The sequence below is a fragment of the Microcystis sp. Msp_OC_L_20101000_S702 genome, assembly GCF_007095705.1.
GTDB classification, from domain to species: Bacteria; Cyanobacteriota; Cyanobacteriia; order Cyanobacteriales; family Microcystaceae; genus Microcystis; species Microcystis ichthyoblabe_A.
Genome location: NZ_SFBO01000005.1, coordinates 1 through 15,879 on the forward strand (window position 1 = coordinate 1; position 15,879 = coordinate 15,879).

At 43.9% G+C, this 15,879-nt stretch carries 23 protein-coding genes, 1 tRNA gene and 1 pseudogene; 9 read left to right on the plus strand and 16 right to left on the minus strand.

All coding sequences use genetic code 11. The annotated features are described in order from the left end of the window. From EWV60_RS00450 to EWV60_RS00460, 4 genes and pseudogenes are all read right to left on the minus strand, one after another. Positions 1-128: pseudogene (locus EWV60_RS00450) on the minus strand (IS630-like element ISMae24 family transposase); the annotation flags it as partial. A 75-nt stretch (positions 129-203) separates the two neighbouring features. Beyond that, positions 204-290 (minus strand): hypothetical protein, encoded by an 87-nt coding sequence (locus EWV60_RS23080; protein ID WP_353734367.1) that lies wholly within the window; start codon positions 288-290, stop codon positions 204-206. A 146-nt stretch (positions 291-436) separates the two neighbouring features. Then, entirely contained in the window at positions 437-811 is a 375-nt protein-coding gene (locus EWV60_RS00455) for a nucleotidyltransferase family protein (RefSeq protein WP_002755885.1), read from the minus strand. 225 nt (positions 812-1,036) lie between these two features. Further along, on the minus strand, positions 1,037-1,885 hold the full coding sequence (locus EWV60_RS00460; RefSeq protein ID WP_002738738.1) for a M28 family metallopeptidase: 849 nt from the start codon (positions 1,883-1,885) through the stop codon (positions 1,037-1,039). A gap of 109 nt (positions 1,886-1,994) precedes the next feature. Here EWV60_RS00460 and EWV60_RS00465 point away from each other — a divergent pair, with 109 nt between their 5' ends. Then, positions 1,995-3,377 carry a flavin monoamine oxidase family protein gene (locus EWV60_RS00465; RefSeq protein ID WP_287230196.1) on the plus strand — a complete coding sequence of 461 codons (1,383 nt, stop codon included), beginning with the start codon at positions 1,995-1,997 and terminating at the stop codon, positions 3,375-3,377. A gap of 80 nt (positions 3,378-3,457) precedes the next feature. On the opposite strand, the gene EWV60_RS00470 is transcribed toward EWV60_RS00465, so the two are convergent. Beyond that, a complete protein-coding gene (locus tag EWV60_RS00470; protein WP_287230198.1) occupies positions 3,458-5,983 on the minus strand; it encodes a mannose-1-phosphate guanyltransferase in 2,526 nt (841 codons plus the stop codon). Between the two features lie 206 nt (positions 5,984-6,189). On the opposite strand from EWV60_RS00470, the gene EWV60_RS00475 reads away from it, so the two are divergent. Further along, positions 6,190-6,381, plus strand: a complete 192-nt coding sequence (locus EWV60_RS00475) for a hypothetical protein (RefSeq protein WP_043998683.1) — start codon at positions 6,190-6,192, stop codon at positions 6,379-6,381. Positions 6,382-6,485: 104 nt separating this feature from the next. After that, positions 6,486-6,559: transfer RNA gene (locus EWV60_RS00480), tRNA-Arg, on the plus strand. Positions 6,560-6,773: 214 nt separating this feature from the next. Here EWV60_RS00480 and EWV60_RS00485 read toward each other — a convergent pair. After that, positions 6,774-7,049 carry a hypothetical protein gene (locus EWV60_RS00485; RefSeq protein WP_002738957.1) on the minus strand — a complete coding sequence of 92 codons (276 nt, stop codon included), beginning with the start codon at positions 7,047-7,049 and terminating at the stop codon, positions 6,774-6,776. Positions 7,050-7,393: 344 nt separating this feature from the next. Next, the gene (locus tag EWV60_RS00490; protein WP_002755893.1) at positions 7,394-7,942 is read right to left on the minus strand and encodes an RDD family protein; all 549 of its coding nucleotides are present in this window, start codon (positions 7,940-7,942) and stop codon (positions 7,394-7,396) included. A 414-nt stretch (positions 7,943-8,356) separates the two neighbouring features. On the opposite strand from EWV60_RS00490, the gene EWV60_RS00495 reads away from it, so the two are divergent. Both EWV60_RS00495 and bioF read left to right on the plus strand, forming a co-directional pair. Further along, positions 8,357-8,716, plus strand: coding sequence for a DUF6464 family protein (locus tag EWV60_RS00495; RefSeq protein WP_002747143.1), 360 nt, complete (start codon positions 8,357-8,359; stop codon positions 8,714-8,716). Between the two features lie 67 nt (positions 8,717-8,783). Next, on the plus strand, positions 8,784-9,941 hold the full coding sequence (gene bioF, locus EWV60_RS00500; protein WP_002747137.1) for an 8-amino-7-oxononanoate synthase: 1,158 nt from the start codon (positions 8,784-8,786) through the stop codon (positions 9,939-9,941). Positions 9,942-10,068: 127 nt separating this feature from the next. On the opposite strand, the gene EWV60_RS00505 is transcribed toward bioF, so the two are convergent. Then, the gene (locus tag EWV60_RS00505) at positions 10,069-10,548 is read right to left on the minus strand and encodes a type II toxin-antitoxin system VapC family toxin (protein ID WP_287230202.1); all 480 of its coding nucleotides are present in this window, start codon (positions 10,546-10,548) and stop codon (positions 10,069-10,071) included. Between the two features lie 351 nt (positions 10,549-10,899). Between EWV60_RS00505 and EWV60_RS00510 the strand changes: the two genes are divergently transcribed. The 3 genes from EWV60_RS00510 to EWV60_RS00520 all read left to right on the plus strand — a co-directional run bounded on the left by EWV60_RS00510 (position 10,900) and on the right by EWV60_RS00520 (position 11,947). Beyond that, the gene (locus EWV60_RS00510; protein WP_016514827.1) at positions 10,900-11,145 is read left to right on the plus strand and encodes a type II toxin-antitoxin system Phd/YefM family antitoxin; all 246 of its coding nucleotides are present in this window, start codon (positions 10,900-10,902) and stop codon (positions 11,143-11,145) included. After that, entirely contained in the window at positions 11,142-11,540 is a 399-nt protein-coding gene (locus EWV60_RS00515) for a type II toxin-antitoxin system VapC family toxin (RefSeq protein ID WP_002779922.1), read from the plus strand. Before EWV60_RS00510 ends, EWV60_RS00515 begins: the two co-directional genes overlap by 4 nt. A 152-nt stretch (positions 11,541-11,692) precedes the next feature. Next, a complete protein-coding gene (locus EWV60_RS00520) occupies positions 11,693-11,947 on the plus strand; it encodes a hypothetical protein (protein ID WP_002739141.1) in 255 nt (84 codons plus the stop codon). Between the two features lie 15 nt (positions 11,948-11,962). On the opposite strand, the gene EWV60_RS00525 is transcribed toward EWV60_RS00520, so the two are convergent. From EWV60_RS00525 to EWV60_RS00545, 5 genes are all read right to left on the minus strand, one after another. After that, positions 11,963-12,448, minus strand: coding sequence for a PIN domain-containing protein (locus EWV60_RS00525; RefSeq protein ID WP_185241282.1), 486 nt, complete (start codon positions 12,446-12,448; stop codon positions 11,963-11,965). After that, positions 12,445-12,690, minus strand: coding sequence for a UPF0175 family protein (locus EWV60_RS00530; protein ID WP_002770883.1), 246 nt, complete (start codon positions 12,688-12,690; stop codon positions 12,445-12,447). Before EWV60_RS00530 ends, EWV60_RS00525 begins: the two co-directional genes overlap by 4 nt. 190 nt (positions 12,691-12,880) lie before the next feature. Then, entirely contained in the window at positions 12,881-13,075 is a 195-nt protein-coding gene (locus tag EWV60_RS00535; protein ID WP_002778774.1) for a PEP-CTERM sorting domain-containing protein, read from the minus strand. 15 nt (positions 13,076-13,090) lie between these two features. Continuing rightward, positions 13,091-13,456: a DUF5615 family PIN-like protein gene (locus tag EWV60_RS00540; protein WP_002778773.1), complete on the minus strand. Its 366-nt coding sequence runs from the start codon at positions 13,454-13,456 to the stop codon at positions 13,091-13,093. A 3-nt stretch (positions 13,457-13,459) separates the two neighbouring features. Further along, positions 13,460-13,690, minus strand: a complete 231-nt coding sequence (locus EWV60_RS00545; protein WP_002779924.1) for a DUF433 domain-containing protein — start codon at positions 13,688-13,690, stop codon at positions 13,460-13,462. A gap of 141 nt (positions 13,691-13,831) precedes the next feature. Here EWV60_RS00545 and EWV60_RS00550 point away from each other — a divergent pair, with 141 nt between their 5' ends. Further along, on the plus strand, positions 13,832-13,972 hold the full coding sequence (locus EWV60_RS00550) for a hypothetical protein (RefSeq protein ID WP_287230210.1): 141 nt from the start codon (positions 13,832-13,834) through the stop codon (positions 13,970-13,972). On the opposite strand, the gene EWV60_RS00555 is transcribed toward EWV60_RS00550, so the two are convergent. From EWV60_RS00555 to EWV60_RS00565, 3 genes are all read right to left on the minus strand, one after another. After that, the gene (locus EWV60_RS00555) at positions 13,962-14,375 is read right to left on the minus strand and encodes a hypothetical protein (RefSeq protein WP_190357212.1); all 414 of its coding nucleotides are present in this window, start codon (positions 14,373-14,375) and stop codon (positions 13,962-13,964) included. The two genes, EWV60_RS00550 and EWV60_RS00555, sit on opposite strands and share 11 nt — an antisense overlap. Positions 14,376-15,272: 897 nt before the next feature. Further along, positions 15,273-15,581: a DUF2442 domain-containing protein gene (locus EWV60_RS00560; RefSeq protein ID WP_002752921.1), complete on the minus strand. Its 309-nt coding sequence runs from the start codon at positions 15,579-15,581 to the stop codon at positions 15,273-15,275. Beyond that, entirely contained in the window at positions 15,562-15,804 is a 243-nt protein-coding gene (locus EWV60_RS00565) for a DUF4160 domain-containing protein (RefSeq protein ID WP_002752922.1), read from the minus strand. The genes EWV60_RS00560 and EWV60_RS00565 overlap by 20 nt, the downstream gene beginning before the upstream one ends. Positions 15,805-15,879 lie beyond the last annotated feature (75 nt).

Here is a 15,879-nt window from a genome sequence, read left to right on the forward strand (position 1 = left end):
ATCGTGGTTCCCTGAAAACTTAAGAGTATACATTTCGCTCGCTCTCTTACTTGATGATGTTTACTAGCTCGATAAATTCTCTCTAGCATTTTCTGGCTCTCGGGGTTTAGGTCTCTAATAAATCTCATTGTATTTTCCTGCTACTTCGTTTCTTCATGTATTATACTTCTTAATTTTTTATTTGGGTAATTAATTTTGCATGACTACTTATCCCCCGTTGGGAATCTTTGATCAATTTTTTTAGCAATCACTTCAAATATATGCTCAATTCCAGTATAAACTCCATGCAAATTAAGCGCAATAGAATTAATTAATGCGTTTTAATACATGACATCCGATTGATTAGATAATTCTCTTAAAAATATCTCTAACTGTTGTAGGGCTTGAAGAATTTTATTGAGTTCTTGATTAATTCTATCTTGAATTGATAAATTAGTCATAATTCAACCCCCTGAGCAATTGCCTCTAAAATATAAGGATGAGCCTTTTGAACTTCTACTAAATCCACCTCAAAATCCTGTCCATTATCTAACTCTGCTATCGCCTTAAAATAATCTTTCTCTGGTAAATCCCAAACCGCTAAATCAGGATCAGAATGGGGAGTTATTTCTTCATAATTTAACAATGAACCAAATAAAACAACTTTCGTGACTCCATACTTCTCTTTAAGGAGACTAGCACATTTTTGAGCAATTTTTAACCCTGCTTGTTGCCGTTGTTTCATCTCTAATAGAAATTGTTCACGGTTTGCTCTCGCTGCTAAAACTTCAGCAATAATCTCTTGTTTTCGTTCTTCAGTTAACTGTGTCATTATGATTACCCCTAAATCATTGAATATCAATAGTTTCTATGATAGCAATTTTTGTCATAAGCGATCGCCGATTTTGTCGGTTGGGTTGAGCAATAATAACTTTTGTCTGTCAAATATTAGTGACGCTTGAGCGAAACCCAACCACACCAATGTCGTCAATAATGTTGAGTTTCTAACTGGTATTAGTGCATTACGCTAACGCTAACTCACCCTACACGCTAACTTTTATCTCATCGGTAAAGATTGCAATCCAAAACAGAGACCTTGACAGACTCTTGTTAGAAAATTTAAATCCAAAGTAGCGATTGTATCCTGAGAACTATGATAATAGGGATTACGCATATTAGCAGTATCTGTCACCATAATTGCCGAATAACCGCAATCCCAAAAGGGAGAATGATCGCTGCGTCGAGTATCGGGGACGATATAACCTCCAAAAATTACCGGCAACCATTCGCAGGGAGTCTGATTTTCTCTCATGACTCGACTAAGAAAATTTAAATCCTCGCGGGTTTTGAGATTGCCAATCAAAGCGATAAAATCCCCGGTGTTGGGGTAAAAATGTTCTAGAAAAGCTGGATATTTTTGAGAATGGGGATTTTTATCACAGTAACCGAGCATTTCTAAGGATAACATTAACCTTAAATCCTGCTTAGTTTGTTTTAATTTTTCTGCGTAGGCAATGCTCCCCAGTAATCCGTATTCTTCTAGATCGAAGGCAATTAAACGAATTGGATAATTAGCCTGATTCTCCCCAAAAAACCTCGCTAATTCTAATAATACCGCTAATCCCGTGGCGTTATCGTCGGCCCCCGGCGACCCCGGCACCGTGTCATAATGAGCGCCAATTAAAATCGGAGGTTTTTGACTATTGTTAGGCAAATCCAAGATTAAATTTTCGTAAACTTTTCCCTGAAAAGGGAAACAATGTGATTCAACCTTTCCCCAATTTCCTAACTCTTGCCGTAGGTATTCTCGCACATAAAAATGTCCTTGACTAGAGAAAAAAGGGTTTCTTTCTCGGACAATTTGTTCTAGGTGTTGGCTTAAGCGATCGCTAAGAAGATCAAACATTGATAGCAGCAGATAATTTAATCAAAAGAGCCAATGGATAGAGAAACTGAGGGAAAAATCGGGGAAAATAATAATTGTTGATTATAAAATATTCTGTGGAGCTAAAATCATGACAAATCTCCAGTTGACTAGCTATGATTGTATCGTTGTCGGGGCAGGATTAGCAGGATTAATCGCCGCGCGTAATCTCCAGAGGCGAGGTCATCAAGTTCTGGTAATCGAAGCGCGAAATCGTTACGGTGGCAGAATGTCTGGTCAATATCTCCCCTCCGGACAGTGGATCGATCGAGGTGGTCAGTGGGTGGGTCCAACCCAAGAGCGTTTTTTGTCCCTCCTCGATGAGTACAAAATACGTCGTTTTCCCTCTCCCAATCAGGGAAAAACCGTCCTAGTGTTCAACAACAAACGCTATGAATTCAACGGTTTTTTTCAAGGTTTCCACGAGGGAGAAGTACCCGATATCGGCCCGGCAGAATGGCAAGATGCGATGTCAGCATGGGCGCGTTTTCAAGAACTAGCCAAAACCCTACCTTCCGGTTATCCCCAAAGCAACGATCACACCAAAAAACTAGATAGTAAAACTTTTGCCCAGTGGATTGAAGAAAACACCAGCACAGATTTTGGTCAATGGTATTTTGCTTATATGGTGCGTGCAGTGGGTTTTCTCGGGCCGGCCGAACCCCAGCAAGTCTCACTGCTACACGTTCTTTGGGGACAAAATTGCGCCCCTCAGGCCGAACATCCAGAAGCCGAACTGATCCATGGCGGAGCCGGACAAATTCCCGACAAGATCGCGGCGGAATTAGGAGAGCGAATTCGACTGGGGGAACCAGTTGTTCGCCTTAATTATGACTCGGCCGGTGTCACCATAGAAACCACCCAGAACACTTTTACCGCCAAATTTGCCATCATTGCCATGCCGCCCCATCTTGCCGGCCGCATTATTTATCATCCCCCGCTGCCACCCCAGCGAGAACAACTAACCCAACGAGTACCGATGGGATGCTGCGCTAAAATCCTGATTTCCTATGAGCAACCTTTCTGGCGAAAACAGGGACTAGCGGGAGTTGCTCAGGGGAATTGTCAATGGTTGGAACTCTGTGCCGATAGTTCCGATCCCGAAACCGGTGTCGGGGTAATCGCCACCTTTGTGGTTGGCGATCGCTATATTCGTTGGCGCTCCATGAGTGGCCCAGCGCGTCGTGCCGCCGTCCTCTCGGATTTAGTTATTTATTTCGGTCAAGAGGCTCTTTTCCCGATCAGTTACGATGAAGTGGATTGGCCCGGGGATCTCTGGACTGGTGGCGCCTATGCCGCTTTTATGCCCCCCGGAGTCTGGACAAGTTTCGGCGAGGCTCTTTTTACTCCCGTCGGACCGGTTCACTGGGCCGGCACAGAAATGGCTGATCGCTGGCCGGGATTTTTTGAGGGAGCGATCCGCACCGGTGAGGCAGCGGCCGATCGAATCGCCTTCCTTTTGCGGGAAAAATGAGCATCTACAGGGCTAGGACACCTTTTAGGTCAAAAAAGTCATCATAGTCAAGTTTCGGGGGCTAATAGGGCAAAAAAATCCTAAATCATCACTATTTCGCCCTGGTAATGTTCGACGAAATGCTGGACACGATGACGATATTCTTTAATTGTCCGATCGACCCATTCCCGCTGCTCACTGTTAGCATAGATATGCACTAAAGGTTCTCCAGCATCGGGTAAAATCAATACCCAGTCATCATTGAGGGGATTAATCACCTTCACCCCATCGATTAACTCTAGATTATCGGTAGCGTGAGTTTCCACCAGATAGCGCATCAAGGATCCCTTGACTTTCCAAGGACAACGCACCGCCGTATTCTTATTGTAAATGCGCGGTAACTCGGCCCGCACCTGAGCTAGAGAACGTTCCTGAATGGTTAACATCTCCAAAAGTTTCGCCACGCTGAACATGGCATCGAAACCGGGATGTAATTGCGGAAAAATAAAGCCAGTTTGCCCTGATCCTCCTAAAACCACATTAGGATTGGTTTGACATCCTTCCATTAAAGCGCTAGGACTGGCTTTTGTCCGCACCACCCGGCCATCGTGACGACGTGCGATCTGTTCCACGGCACTAGAAGCATGAACCGGCACTACCACTGTACCGCGAGGATGGGCGGTCAGAATTGTATTCACCATTAAAGCAGTTAATTGTTCCCCGCGAATCGATAAACCACTCTCATCGACGAGGACTAATTGTTCCCCATTGGCCGAAACCTGTACACCTAAGTTCGCTTTCAGGGCCTCCACCACATGGCCCAATTGATGGATTAGTAACTCTCTTTCCTGCATGGAAAGGGCATTCTGACGTAAACTGGCATTGAGAACCACGGCATCACAGCCAAATTTGGCCAGTAATTCCGGTAAAATTGCCCCTGAGACTCCGTAGGCGTAATCAATGACGATTTTGGAGCTACTGTTGCGAATGACCTCCACATTTAGCTGAGTTTCAAAGGTTTTGCGGTAATTATCGAGAATATCAGCCGGATAGGACATACTGCCGATTTCCTGCATTCCCACCCGTCGCAGATCTTCTTTGAAATAGGCCCCTTCGATTTTCTTTTCCCTCGCTTTGGAAACATTAATCCCTTTTTCGTCTAAAAACTCGATTAAGAGAAAATCCGGGCGATCGGGATGAATACGAACGTGAATGCCACCGACTACGTTTAATTTAGCCACTAAAGTCCGCGAAATCGGTAAAGCATTCGCTTGTAGGTTTTGGATATTCACCCCCACGGACATTAAACCGGCAATCAGCGATCGACTGACCATGCGCGAGACACTACGTTGATCCCGGGAGACGATTACCGTTGACCCCGGTTTTAGAATGGAACCGTAGGATGCCCCCAGTTTAACGGCGAATTCGGGCGTGATATCGATGTTAGCGAGGCCCGATACTCCTCGTTGACCAAAGAGGTTTTTATGGGCAGTATTTCCCCAAATCAGGTTAATATTGAGGATGGCTCCCGATTCGATCTGTTTACTCGGCCAGACTCTGACCCCGGAATTGATCTGCGCTTCTTCTCCCACGATCGATAATTGTCCGATCACCGCACCTTCGTGTACCTGGGCCCGTCGATCGATTCTGGTCCCCCTAGCGATCGTACAAGCGGCTAAATTGACCTCATCCCCGATCACCACACCATTCCAGAGGATGGGACGTTTCAGATCTGAACCGGCACCGATGGTGACATTATCGCCGATAACCGAACCCCTCTCGATCAGAACATTTGCACCAATACGACAATGATTGCCGATCATGGCTGGGGCCTCAATCTGGGCGCTAGGATCGATATAGGTATTAGTGCCGACCCACACTCCGGGGGATTTTTCTCGATAGGGAAATTCCAGGTTAACTTTGCCGGATAAAGCGTCGTATTGCGCTTCTCGGTAGGCCTCCAGATGACCGACATCGCACCAATAACCATCGGCCACATAACCATACATAGGTTCGCCCCTTTGCAGCAGCAGCGGAAACAAATCTTTAGAAAAGTCGGCTTCTTCTTTGTAGGGGAGATAATCGAGGACTTCTGGTTCGAGAATATAGGTTCCGGTGTTGACAGTATCGGAAAAAATCTCGCTGGTAGATGGTTTTTCGATAAAACGGCGAATTCTGCCTTCTTTGTCGGTAATCACTACCCCAAATTCGATCGGATTGGGAACGCGCGTCAGGACGAGGGTTGCTTTCGAGTTTTTGCTTTTATGGAATGCGATCGCTTTTTGCAGGTCAAAATCGGTGATACTATCGCCACTAATCACCAGAAAGGTATCATCTAACCATTCGGCAATATTTTTTACACATCCTGCGGTGCCTAGGGGTTGATCCTCCTCGACAGCGTAGGTGATTTTTACCCCAAAGTCGCTGCCGTCTTGAAAGTAGTCGCGCATGACATCGGGGAGATAGTGCAGGGTGGTGATAATTTCGGTAATGTCATGCTTTCGCAGTAAATTAATAATATGTTCGGCGATCGGACGGTTGAGAATCGGAACCATCGGTTTGGGAAGATCACAAGTAAGCGGACGTAATCTTGTCCCTGAACCACCTGCCATTAGTACCGCTCGCATAACTTCCTCCCAAGGCTATCTTTTCGCCGTTTTTAAATAGTTTTTGCAAATTATGGCTTTAGTTTTCCTATCTCGATCGAGCTAGTTCCTAACCGGCATTCTAACACCGTCTCCCGGATTCAGGACAATATTTTCTTTTCCCAAGCCGGCAAAACCCAAGCTTACAATGGGAGATGTGAATTGTCTAAATCTAAGGATGAGATGGCATGAGACTCGTTATTTTTATCTTAATAATTTTTTATGGTGTCGGTGGTTGGAAATTCTGGAACGGGTACAGAAGCACTAATTTTAGTTCCAGTTTACCCAATCGTTTAGCTTTAACACTGTTCTGGCCGCTTCTGTTGGCTGTTAATCCCGCCTATCGCAAGAATTTTCAAAAAGCCCTCAAGGGCAAATAAAATTAACATATTGCCAAGGTTGCGGCCATAAAACAGAAAGTAGCTGGGTATCGATGGCAATCAACAGTTTAGCCATGAATGGCTTATCATGGTTAGGGAAAAAAGGGGTCGTAGCTCAGTTGGATAGAGCGAGTGCCTCCTAAGCACTAGGCCGCCGGTTCGACCCCGGCCGATCCCGCCTTTTTCAGTGAACAGTAAACAGTGAAAAGAGACCGGGAAACTGCTATTTATAGCGCTTTTCACGTTATTGAGGTATCGACAAGTTTTGCCAACAAAGGACTTAAGCTCCTTGCCCATGCCTCATTCTGATGAAAACTGCTATAGCGTTCATTATCAAAATATCTACGGGCTTAATTAAGCCCGTAGGCACGGCTACGGGCAACTTCTAGAGGTTAGGCTTGATCGCTTCTGTTCTCGTTAATCTGTCGGATGATTTCAATCATTTGAGCGTGTCGATCATCCATTCTCTCTAGATGCCGGTAAAAATCGGCTTGAGTCTCATAAAAATCTGATTGTGCGCTTGCTATTCGAGCTAGGTAATCGTAAAGCCCTTTTTTCTCCTGTTTCCGTTCTTCGCGGTCACTAGCGACGGCATCAGCTAGGGATTGAATAGCGCGAGCGTTCGATTCCACTATTTTCTCGATCCGCTCTAATCTGTCTTCTGACATTTTGGTAAACTCCTAATAGACTAATTTCTTGTCCCCCACCGATGCCCCTCGGATGGCGGAATAATATTAAATCCGTTGAGTATAGGCTATGTATCAGGACAGCTGAACGGCAAAAGGCAAAAGGGGGAATAAATAACCAGTTTTTAATAACCGGATTTAGTATCACTCAAAACTTAAAACTGATCACTGATCACTGATAACTGCTATTTATGGTTCTTCGTTACTTGGTATGGTTCGATAGGGGGGCATAAATCGACTAAATCCTTATCTGGCAAGAGATTTAATTGATTAGTTCGCTCCAGATCGCAAACAATTGACAAAAATTGCGGTCCGAAGAACCCTATTTATCTTCTCATTCTGCCCTTAACTTGATACCAAAGCCTTCTTAAACGTAGATCGAGAGAAAAACCCCGACGGGTGGGAATAACAATCGTGCCACCGATGCGATCGTGGAAAGCGCGGTTCAATTGCTCATCACCGATCGCCATACCACAATCGGCGAAAAGGGGCGAAGATAATAAAATCAAGCTTAAAGGATTGCCAAAAAAAGTATTTAACCCTACCATCATTAAAGCTGCCCCGCCACCAGCGATCGCCTCTCGTTTGCTTAACTCCAAAATTCCGGGTAAACGCTGAAGTTGTAGATCGATGATCTTCATATCCAGGGCCCAACGTCCTAAACTCTGACCCTGATTCTGCGCTACTAATAACACCCGCAAACACCACCAAATCAGGAGAAAAAGGAAGAATTGCAGTACAGGCGCACCACTAGCAAAGGAGCTTAAAAACCAGATCGAGGCAAAGTCGATCAGGAAAGCATAGGCACGACGATCTAAGGGAATTTTCGGAAATTTTTGCGGTAGATTATCTTCAGGCGGGATGGGGTAAACCATAAAAGACCTCTTGTAAAAATCAAAAATTGTTGTTAGGGTTAGGAGTCAGTAGCCAGTAGTCAGTAGTCAGGAGAATTAAGAATGAATGATAATCAGTTAAATGGTCTCTTTACAGAATTTATGCCATTTAATCCTTATTTTTGCAGTTTTTGAACCCTGAAAAATTAATTATGCAAGAGGTTTAAAGTCAATTCTCGGAAAAATCCTGCGGTTTATCTTCTACTCTAATCGGGAAATTGGCAATTCTAGGGTAGTTGTCCCTTGTCTTTTTTCTCCCCCTGTCTCGGAGTCTTCTGTCTGGGAGTCTGCTTACCTAACCGAAGATTTTTGATTTTTGCAGGAGATATAATTATTAATCGACTCGGAGATCTAAGCTACCATTGAGCAAAGGTAGCCCAGAATACAGGGATAATCATGGAGCAAGATTCATTAACAACGGAGGTTATTCTAACCCATCCGCGGCAAAGTTTGGGAGAGATCCAATTGGATTGGATGCCACAACCGGGTAATTATTTGGCCTTAAAAGGACAAACCTATGCGGTTTTGGAACGTCACCACCAGTATCAATACAAGATTGGTGGCTATTGTTTACGCAAAATTTCCCTTTATGTACAAACTGCTCCCACCCCTAACGAAAAAAGTTTGATTGAAGGACGTTGGGTGATGGGGGATGCTAGTTGTCGTTTTAACGCCAGATCTGAACTGTTGCGCTGTGCGATTAACCCCTCCGGTCCCTGTCAAGATTGTCGTTTTTACGAAACTATTAACCCTTAAAAGAGCCTTTTTCGGCAACAATCTGGCTATTTTTCCCCTAGCTAACCACTATATTGACAAATCGCCTATGAATCATCCTTACTCTTGGATCGAGGATAGCTTAAAAACCCTCCATCGGGCCAATTGGTATCGAAGGGTTAAAACCATTCAAGGCCGGGGCGGAGCCGTTATAGAATTAGAGGGTCGATCGCTGATTAATTTTGCCAGTAATGATTATCTGGGATTAGCAGCCGATGAAAGAATGATCGCGGCAGCCATAGCAGCAACACAACGCTATGGAACTGGAAGCACCGGCTCGCGTCTATTAAGTGGACACCGAGATCTTCATCGAGACTTAGAATTAGCGATCGCATCCTTTAAAAATAGCGAAGACGCGATCGTTTTTAGTTCGGGATATTTAGCCAATTTGGGGACAATTACCTGTTTAGTGGGGCAGAAAGACCTGATTTTAGGCGATCAATACAATCACTCTAGCCTCAAAAATGGAGCCAAGTTAAGCGGTGCCACGGTGAAAGAATACCGGCACAATAGTCTCGAAGACTTAGAAAATCAGTTATTAGCCCACCGTCATCACTATCGTCATTGTTTACTGCTCACCGATACAGTGTTTAGTATGGATGGGGATATCTGTCCCCTAGCGGGAATTCTCGCTCTAGCCGAGATTTATAATTGCATGGTTTTGGTGGATGAGGCCCACGCTACTGGGGTTATGGGGGAAAATGGCACAGGTTGCGTGGAATATTGTGGTTGTCAAGGACGGGAATTAATTCAGATGGGGACCCTGAGTAAAGCTTTAGGCAGTTTAGGGGGATATGTGACTGGAAACGCCAAAATTATCGATTTTATCCGCAATCGCGCCGCTACTTGGATTTATACTACCGGTTTATCCCCCGCCGACACCGCCGCTGCTAGAATGGCTTTAGAGATTATTCGTCTGGAACCGGAACGTCGCCAACGCCTACACCAAAATATTAATTTTGTCAAGAGTAAATTAAATAATCTTAATATATTGCCTTCGGAAGCGGCGATTTTATGTTTACCGGTAGCCAATCCGGGTCAAGCCCTAGAATTATCGCAAAAACTGCTAGAAAAAGGCATTTTTGCCCCCGCAATTCGTCCTCCTACCGTTCCCACCAGTCGTCTGCGGTTTACTGCTATGGCCACCCATAGCCTCGCCCATCTAGAGGTTCTTGTCCAGTCTATTGGCGAATCTTTCCCCACATAGAGAAAAAGTTTTTCGTGGGAAGTGGGGAACAACTAAGTTGAGCGGCGGTTAGCATCCTTGATCCCATCATCAAGCTCTCTAGCCTGGCCGCTCCAACGACTTGTTAGACTGGGCTTTCGCAATAAGTTTACGACTTCTCTGCCGCTTGCTGCCTCCTTTTTGCGTAGGTCTGCAAAGATTGCATCCAAGTCATACTAATTTGGGATAGCTTTCTTTGGATTTGAGCGTTTGCCATCTGCTTACAATTCCATGTTAGTAGATAGTCTAAGCCATAAACGGTTGCTAGTGCCATGTGTAAGGCATCATTAGACGCTTTGGGGGGTAGGTTGCTTTGTTGCAGGAATTCTTGTGCTAGAGCGATCGCTTCTTCGGTTAGATCGAGAAAAATCAAGGACTGTAGCAAGTTCTGTCTTTGAGTAGCAATTGTTGAATCTTCTCTCGATGCTTCATCTTCAACAATTTCCGAAACATACAGAACTAATAAACCACTATACTCATCCCACCAGTCTTGTGTAATCTTAATGTTGGCCGCAAGAATCAGGTTTTCTGTTGGTCTTGCGGTTAGATGACCCAAAATACTGGTTTCAATATAGACGGTTTCGCTCACGGCAATAAGAGAAAATCTATCCCACGTCTATCCTACTGCATTTAATCTTGGTTTTGAGGGAGTTGGGTTTCCTACCTACAAGATCAGCGATCTGCTACGCAGTGCCTTCGGCATCGCATTTAAACCCACAGTTTCAATTAATGTGCTATGCCACTTCCAGAGAGCTAACGGCTTAGCTGAGCGGCGATAGACAACCTCTGCATCACCGCTAATATCTCTCAATTGTCCGCTGCTCCAGCGTGTTGTTATGCCGTGTTACTTGTCAGTTACCCACAACTCTAAATTAACTTGCCCTTGCAGAATTGCCGTGACTAGATTAAACTTAGTTTATAGACTTAGTTCTTTTAGACTATGGAAACAGTAAACATTCATCAGGCTAAAACAAACCTTTCTCGGCTATTGTCTCGTGTGGAACTCGGAGAAGTAATCGTTATTTCAAACCGAGGTATCCCAATTGCTAAGCTTGTTCCATTTCGGACATCTTTAGATCGACGGTCTAGTTTAGGACAAGATCGAGGGATGTTGACCATACCAGATGATTTTAATGCTCCTTTACCAGAAGATATTTTGGGAGCATTTGAGGGTGGTGCGGAGTGAGACTTTTACTGGATACACAATGCTGGCTGTGGTGGTTTGTCCAACCAGACAAGTTAAGTGAGAATGTAATTGAACAAATTGCAAACGAAAGCAATGAAGTGTGGTTTTCTGTTGCCAGTGTTTGGGAGATGGGAATTAAAGTTTCAATCGGTAAATTACCACTGCCAGAGCAAATAGATGATTATGTCTCCACTCGAATGACCCGACTGGGAGCTAGGTCGTTAGAGATCAATGCTTCTCATGCTTTGCGGGCGGCTGCATTGCCTTTACATCATCGTGATCCTTTTGACCGAATGCTGATTGCACAAGCTCAGGTAGAAGATATGACACTTGTGAGTGCGGATTCAACATTTAATCAGTATGAAGTGTCTTTGCTTTGGGCAGCTAGTTCTTAGTCATAAACACAGAATTTCACCTGCCTTCTAGATGCTCGTGAATCAAACTCTGTAACGCTTAAATGATTTTTGACTTTCTTCTTGGGGCAAGCTTTTGACTCTCCTAAATTTTAGTTTAGCAGATCCCCTATCCAGATCAGGAGTAAGGCTTTATGAGAAAAAGCACTAATCTCGAAAACCCTATAAACCAGTATAGTACCCTAAATCAACTCCTCCAACCCCATCTAGGGGTGTTACCCAATGCCTTCGGTATCGCATTTAAACCCACAGCTGCAATCAATGTGCATGGTGCGTTCCCCCAAAAATCGATCGCTGGAGCAGTAGGAGTCAGATTAGGGAACGCACCCTACAAGATTAGCGTACTGCTACGCAGTGCCTTCGGCATCGCACTTTGTAAAATGGGTTGAAATATTGCAATAGAATCATTCTCCCGCAATGGTCAAAACTTTTCTGTAGAGTGTTTCGCTAATTCGGAATTCTGCCTTTAAGATTAGCTGATCAACAATCGGTTTAATATTCATAATCAATTCCTTTTGCTTGGCTTCGAGTAAAACGCCCAATATTCCAGTAATATTTAGCCCAAGAGATTGCGCAACTTTGCGTCCTTTTCTTTCATCCAAAATTAATATATCTGCGCCTAATTCTAGCGCTAAAATAATCCCTTCTGATTCTCCTCGGTCTAATTTATTGAGTAGTTGATTAACTTGGTTTTGCTGGGTGACGGGCCGTGTTTCTATCCAAGATAAGGTCATGATTTCAATCGTGCCAGGAACGGCGTAACCTAAACTCGCCATTTCCTCATAAACGGCTTGAGGAATGATAATTGTTCCATAGAGTTGATGCAAAAGGGTTAACTGGTTAACGGCGGCTAGGTTGGTAATGGGTGAGGTGTCACTCACGACGATCATAGTCTGCCCAGTTTTTGTAAGGTTTGGATATCTTCTTCTAATTCTTCAAGGTCATAATGGACACAAATCTCTCTTAGATTAAGTTCGTGTTGAAATTGGAGGAGGTTCATGCCTGCGAGATGACGGGCTTTGCCGATGCTGATTTTGTCTTGTTTAAAGAGCATGATGGCGATTTCTAGTTTTAGCTCGTCTTCGGAGAGTCCTGATGCGGTCAGTATGTCATTAGGAATAACTACGCTCATAATTTTTAGGGGTTGGCGATTGTCAAATCAGCGATGGTTTTATGATAGCTCGCTTGTGTCTAGTGCCTTGAGGAAGGTTGATGATTTCTCCAATCTCCATTAAAAAGAAGCAAATATCAAATAATCCTCTTTTAAATAGCAAAAAAAGAGACCATTGCGGCTCTCCTGTTGTAATCCCTTCAACTAACGCTTAGTTTTTGTCTGCTTGGGTGTGGCGGCGCTTGAAGCCAGCCCCCAGACCGACGACAGCCCCCAGACCGATGAGGGCAGAGGGTTCCGGGGTTTGAGCGGGAGGAGCGGCATCGCATTTAAACCCACAGCTGCAATCAATGTGCATGGTGCGGTGCGTTCCCCAAAAATCGATCGCTGGAGCAGTAGGAGTCACATTAAGGAACGCACCCTACGGCGATCGCACCGTTAAGTCTCTCATTCTAATTTTGTCTTCTTCAATAACTGTAAAGTGTCCATACCAGTCATCCCGCAATGAGATAACCTTGGCAACTTTCTCAGCGACTACAGATGCAGAAGGTACTCTTATTCTAAACAAAATAATACCAACACTGGCCGGCAACCTTGAACGAAAGGCGAGTTCTCCAAAATCTTGATCAAATGTCAAGAGAATACGATTTTCTGCTTGGGCGCGACTTAAAACTTCCCGGTCCGAGATTCCGGGGGATTCCACCCTAATCCACAGGACATCATGGCCATTTTGTCGTAGGGCTTCAACCGCATCAAGGGGGAAATTTTCGTTCGCTAGAAAACGCATCAGTTAAGCAGGAATAGCATAGACTTTCTCAGACTTGAGCATTACACTAGCATAGCTAAGACAAGCTTGAATATCTTCTACTGTAATACCTGGGTAGTTTCGCAGAATTTCATCAATACTCCAACCTTGGGCGAGAAGATCGATGATAAATTCAACCGCAATCCTTGTTCCTTTAATGATAGGTTTTCCCACCAAAATATCGGGATTTAGTGTAATTCGAGTTTCCCAGTCCATAGCTACATCATTGAAAGTGTTTTCAAAAAGGTAAAGGCTGCATGGGACGCACCCTATATCTCGTTTTATTATAACAGGATTTGGTATCACAGTTTCAATCAATGTGCATGGTGCGTTCCCCAAAAATCAATCGCTGGAGCAGTGGGAGCCACATTAGGGAACGCACCCTACGGCGATTGCGATCGCACTACAAGATTGGCGATCGCTCAAAAGTCATCAAAAAATCACGTTAAAATGCTCGAAACCGATACCTCATATTTGGTCGATCCTGTCAATGCGTAAGTCCTAGAGAATTACGTTTTTCTTCTTTAAGATACTTTTCTAATATAACCCGCTCTTTAAACCAGCCAATCTGGAAAAATCTAATAATACGAATAATTGATATACATGAGATAAATAAACAAAGAGACATAGGAAATAGCTCATTTGGAATCTTATTGAAGAAATTCCAACTTAGAAGAAGAGTGAGTAAGAATATAAAGAAATAATATAGGGCATCAGCTATGAAAATACCTTTCCAATCTTCAAAAATTAATATCTTGTTTTCGAGAGTATAAGTCGATTTAGCATCAAGAATTTTATCTCTCATCTCATTCAAATACTTACCAGTTTCTGTTGCAGGTCTAAAAAATGCCCATATAACAAAAAATATTGGTAAGAAATTTTCAAGAACATCTATTTTCATTGTTTTGAAAGTACCTCAAAAATTAAAACTATAGTCCTTGTAATTTTTAATGGCCGCAATTCCTGCAGGTACATATATTACAGGCTAACTACATATTATAGGTCAACTTTCTGTATAACACTCTCCAGAGTAACGATATAGTTCAACTTTCGGACTATCACCCCATTTAGGCGCAATCGCCCGAACTTTTCCCGATATCACGCCCAAAAGCGTGTTAGCCAGATTAGCTTACTGCAAACAATCTCCTTTTAAGGAGACTTATCACAGAAGCTTCTCAGGATTGTAGCAAAGATTCTTAGATATGGCTGCACTTTGTCACAGAATTTCACTATTATTTCGGGTAAGGTATGGTAAATCCCTTGATAGATTCAATCGGGACTAACTTCTGTGAAAACGGCTATAGATCTCCTGCAAAAATCAAAAATCTGACCTTAAGTGAGGAGAATCCGAGACAGGAGGAGAAAAAAGACATAAAAAATTTAGTACAAAAGCTCTGCTCTCCCTGCTCTGGCGCTCCCTAGCTTACCAGAGGTCGATTATTCACTAAATGGTATCAAAAAAATCGGGTCTAAAACCTCGTCTTTACTCGTTTTATTATAACAGGATTTGGTATCACAGCTGCAATCAATGTGCATGGTGCGTTCCCCAAAAATCGATCGCTGGAGCAGTAGGAGCCACATGAGGGAACGTACCCTACAAGATCGGCGATCGTACTGGTGTTTTTCAAAAAAAGCGTGAGATTTGCCATCTGGCAGGGTTGATCGCAGAGCGCCAAGAAAAGCGCGATCGCTCGTTGTTAAGCCTCTGCCTCATTGTCAAGGTTTAAGTAAATTTTGATATAAATTACAGGGCAAGAATGGAGGAGTTGGGGTGGCACAACAGAAACATTGTCCCCATTTACTCGGTTACAGTTTGTCTGCGAGTTGTTAACCATCGATTCAGGGAGCGTGAACTCTCGCTACTGCGCCGACCAGCTAATAGTCCTTCGATACCAATATGCTCATCTAGATCGAGCCATTCGATAGCACATCCATCCGCTAAGAGTTGCCAATTTTGACGCTCGGCGGGGGAGGCGTGCAGTAAACGAGGGTACCATGTTAGCGGAACGGTGATGCTGCGACCGTCGGCTAGGTCGATTATTAATTTATCGTCGGTTAGGGTCACTTGATGGGCAATTGGCTCGGTTTCAAGGGTCAAAGTAATCATGCCATGCGCTTAGGATTGCGGGTTGATGTTCTGTTATTAGTTTAGCAATCTGGTTTAATTCATGTTCTTTGAATCCTCGGTTTTTCTCTAAGGTAATGGGATCAAGCCAATATTTAGCGAGTTTGCGATCGCGTTTGACATGGATATGGGCTGGCTCTCGTTGATCTGAACTGAAAAAGTTGACATCCTCGCCGCCGTAAAACGGACGGCGATTCCTCACCACGCCACTTTTTTAGGGTGGTCGCTGAACGGGGTTGACGCAGATAGCGAAAAACGCTTAATTGCTTAAGTCTGACTC

Bases quoted from the DNA above. Each gene is read 5' to 3' on its own strand.
- EWV60_RS00485 (WP_002738957.1), bottom strand. From the start codon at position 7,049: ATGTCAGAAGACAGATTAGAGCGGATCGAGAAAATAGTGGAATCGAAC.
- EWV60_RS00520 (WP_002739141.1), top strand. From the start codon at position 11,693: ATGAGAAAAAGCACTAATCTCGAAAACCCTATAAACCAGTATAGTACC.
- EWV60_RS00470 (WP_287230198.1), bottom strand. From the start codon at position 5,983: ATGCGAGCGGTACTAATGGCAGGTGGTTCAGGGACAAGATTACGTCCG.
- EWV60_RS00545 (WP_002779924.1), bottom strand. From the start codon at position 13,690: ATGGACTGGGAAACTCGAATTACACTAAATCCCGATATTTTGGTGGGA.
- EWV60_RS00460 (WP_002738738.1), bottom strand. From the start codon at position 1,885: ATGTTTGATCTTCTTAGCGATCGCTTAAGCCAACACCTAGAACAAATT.
- EWV60_RS00475 (WP_043998683.1), top strand. From the start codon at position 6,190: ATGAGACTCGTTATTTTTATCTTAATAATTTTTTATGGTGTCGGTGGT.
- EWV60_RS00560 (WP_002752921.1), bottom strand. From the start codon at position 15,581: ATGATTACTTTGACCCTTGAAACCGAGCCAATTGCCCATCAAGTGACC.
- EWV60_RS00540 (WP_002778773.1), bottom strand. From the start codon at position 13,456: ATGCGTTTTCTAGCGAACGAAAATTTCCCCCTTGATGCGGTTGAAGCC.
- EWV60_RS00530 (WP_002770883.1), bottom strand. From the start codon at position 12,690: ATGAGCGTAGTTATTCCTAATGACATACTGACCGCATCAGGACTCTCC.
- EWV60_RS00525 (WP_185241282.1), bottom strand. From the start codon at position 12,448: ATGATCGTCGTGAGTGACACCTCACCCATTACCAACCTAGCCGCCGTT.
- EWV60_RS00455 (WP_002755885.1), bottom strand. From the start codon at position 811: ATGACACAGTTAACTGAAGAACGAAAACAAGAGATTATTGCTGAAGTT.
- EWV60_RS00465 (WP_287230196.1), top strand. From the start codon at position 1,995: ATGACAAATCTCCAGTTGACTAGCTATGATTGTATCGTTGTCGGGGCA.
- bioF (WP_002747137.1), top strand. From the start codon at position 8,784: ATGAATCATCCTTACTCTTGGATCGAGGATAGCTTAAAAACCCTCCAT.
- EWV60_RS00490 (WP_002755893.1), bottom strand. From the start codon at position 7,942: ATGGTTTACCCCATCCCGCCTGAAGATAATCTACCGCAAAAATTTCCG.
- EWV60_RS00495 (WP_002747143.1), top strand. From the start codon at position 8,357: ATGGAGCAAGATTCATTAACAACGGAGGTTATTCTAACCCATCCGCGG.
- EWV60_RS00555 (WP_190357212.1), bottom strand. From the start codon at position 14,375: ATGAAAATAGATGTTCTTGAAAATTTCTTACCAATATTTTTTGTTATA.
- EWV60_RS00510 (WP_016514827.1), top strand. From the start codon at position 10,900: ATGGAAACAGTAAACATTCATCAGGCTAAAACAAACCTTTCTCGGCTA.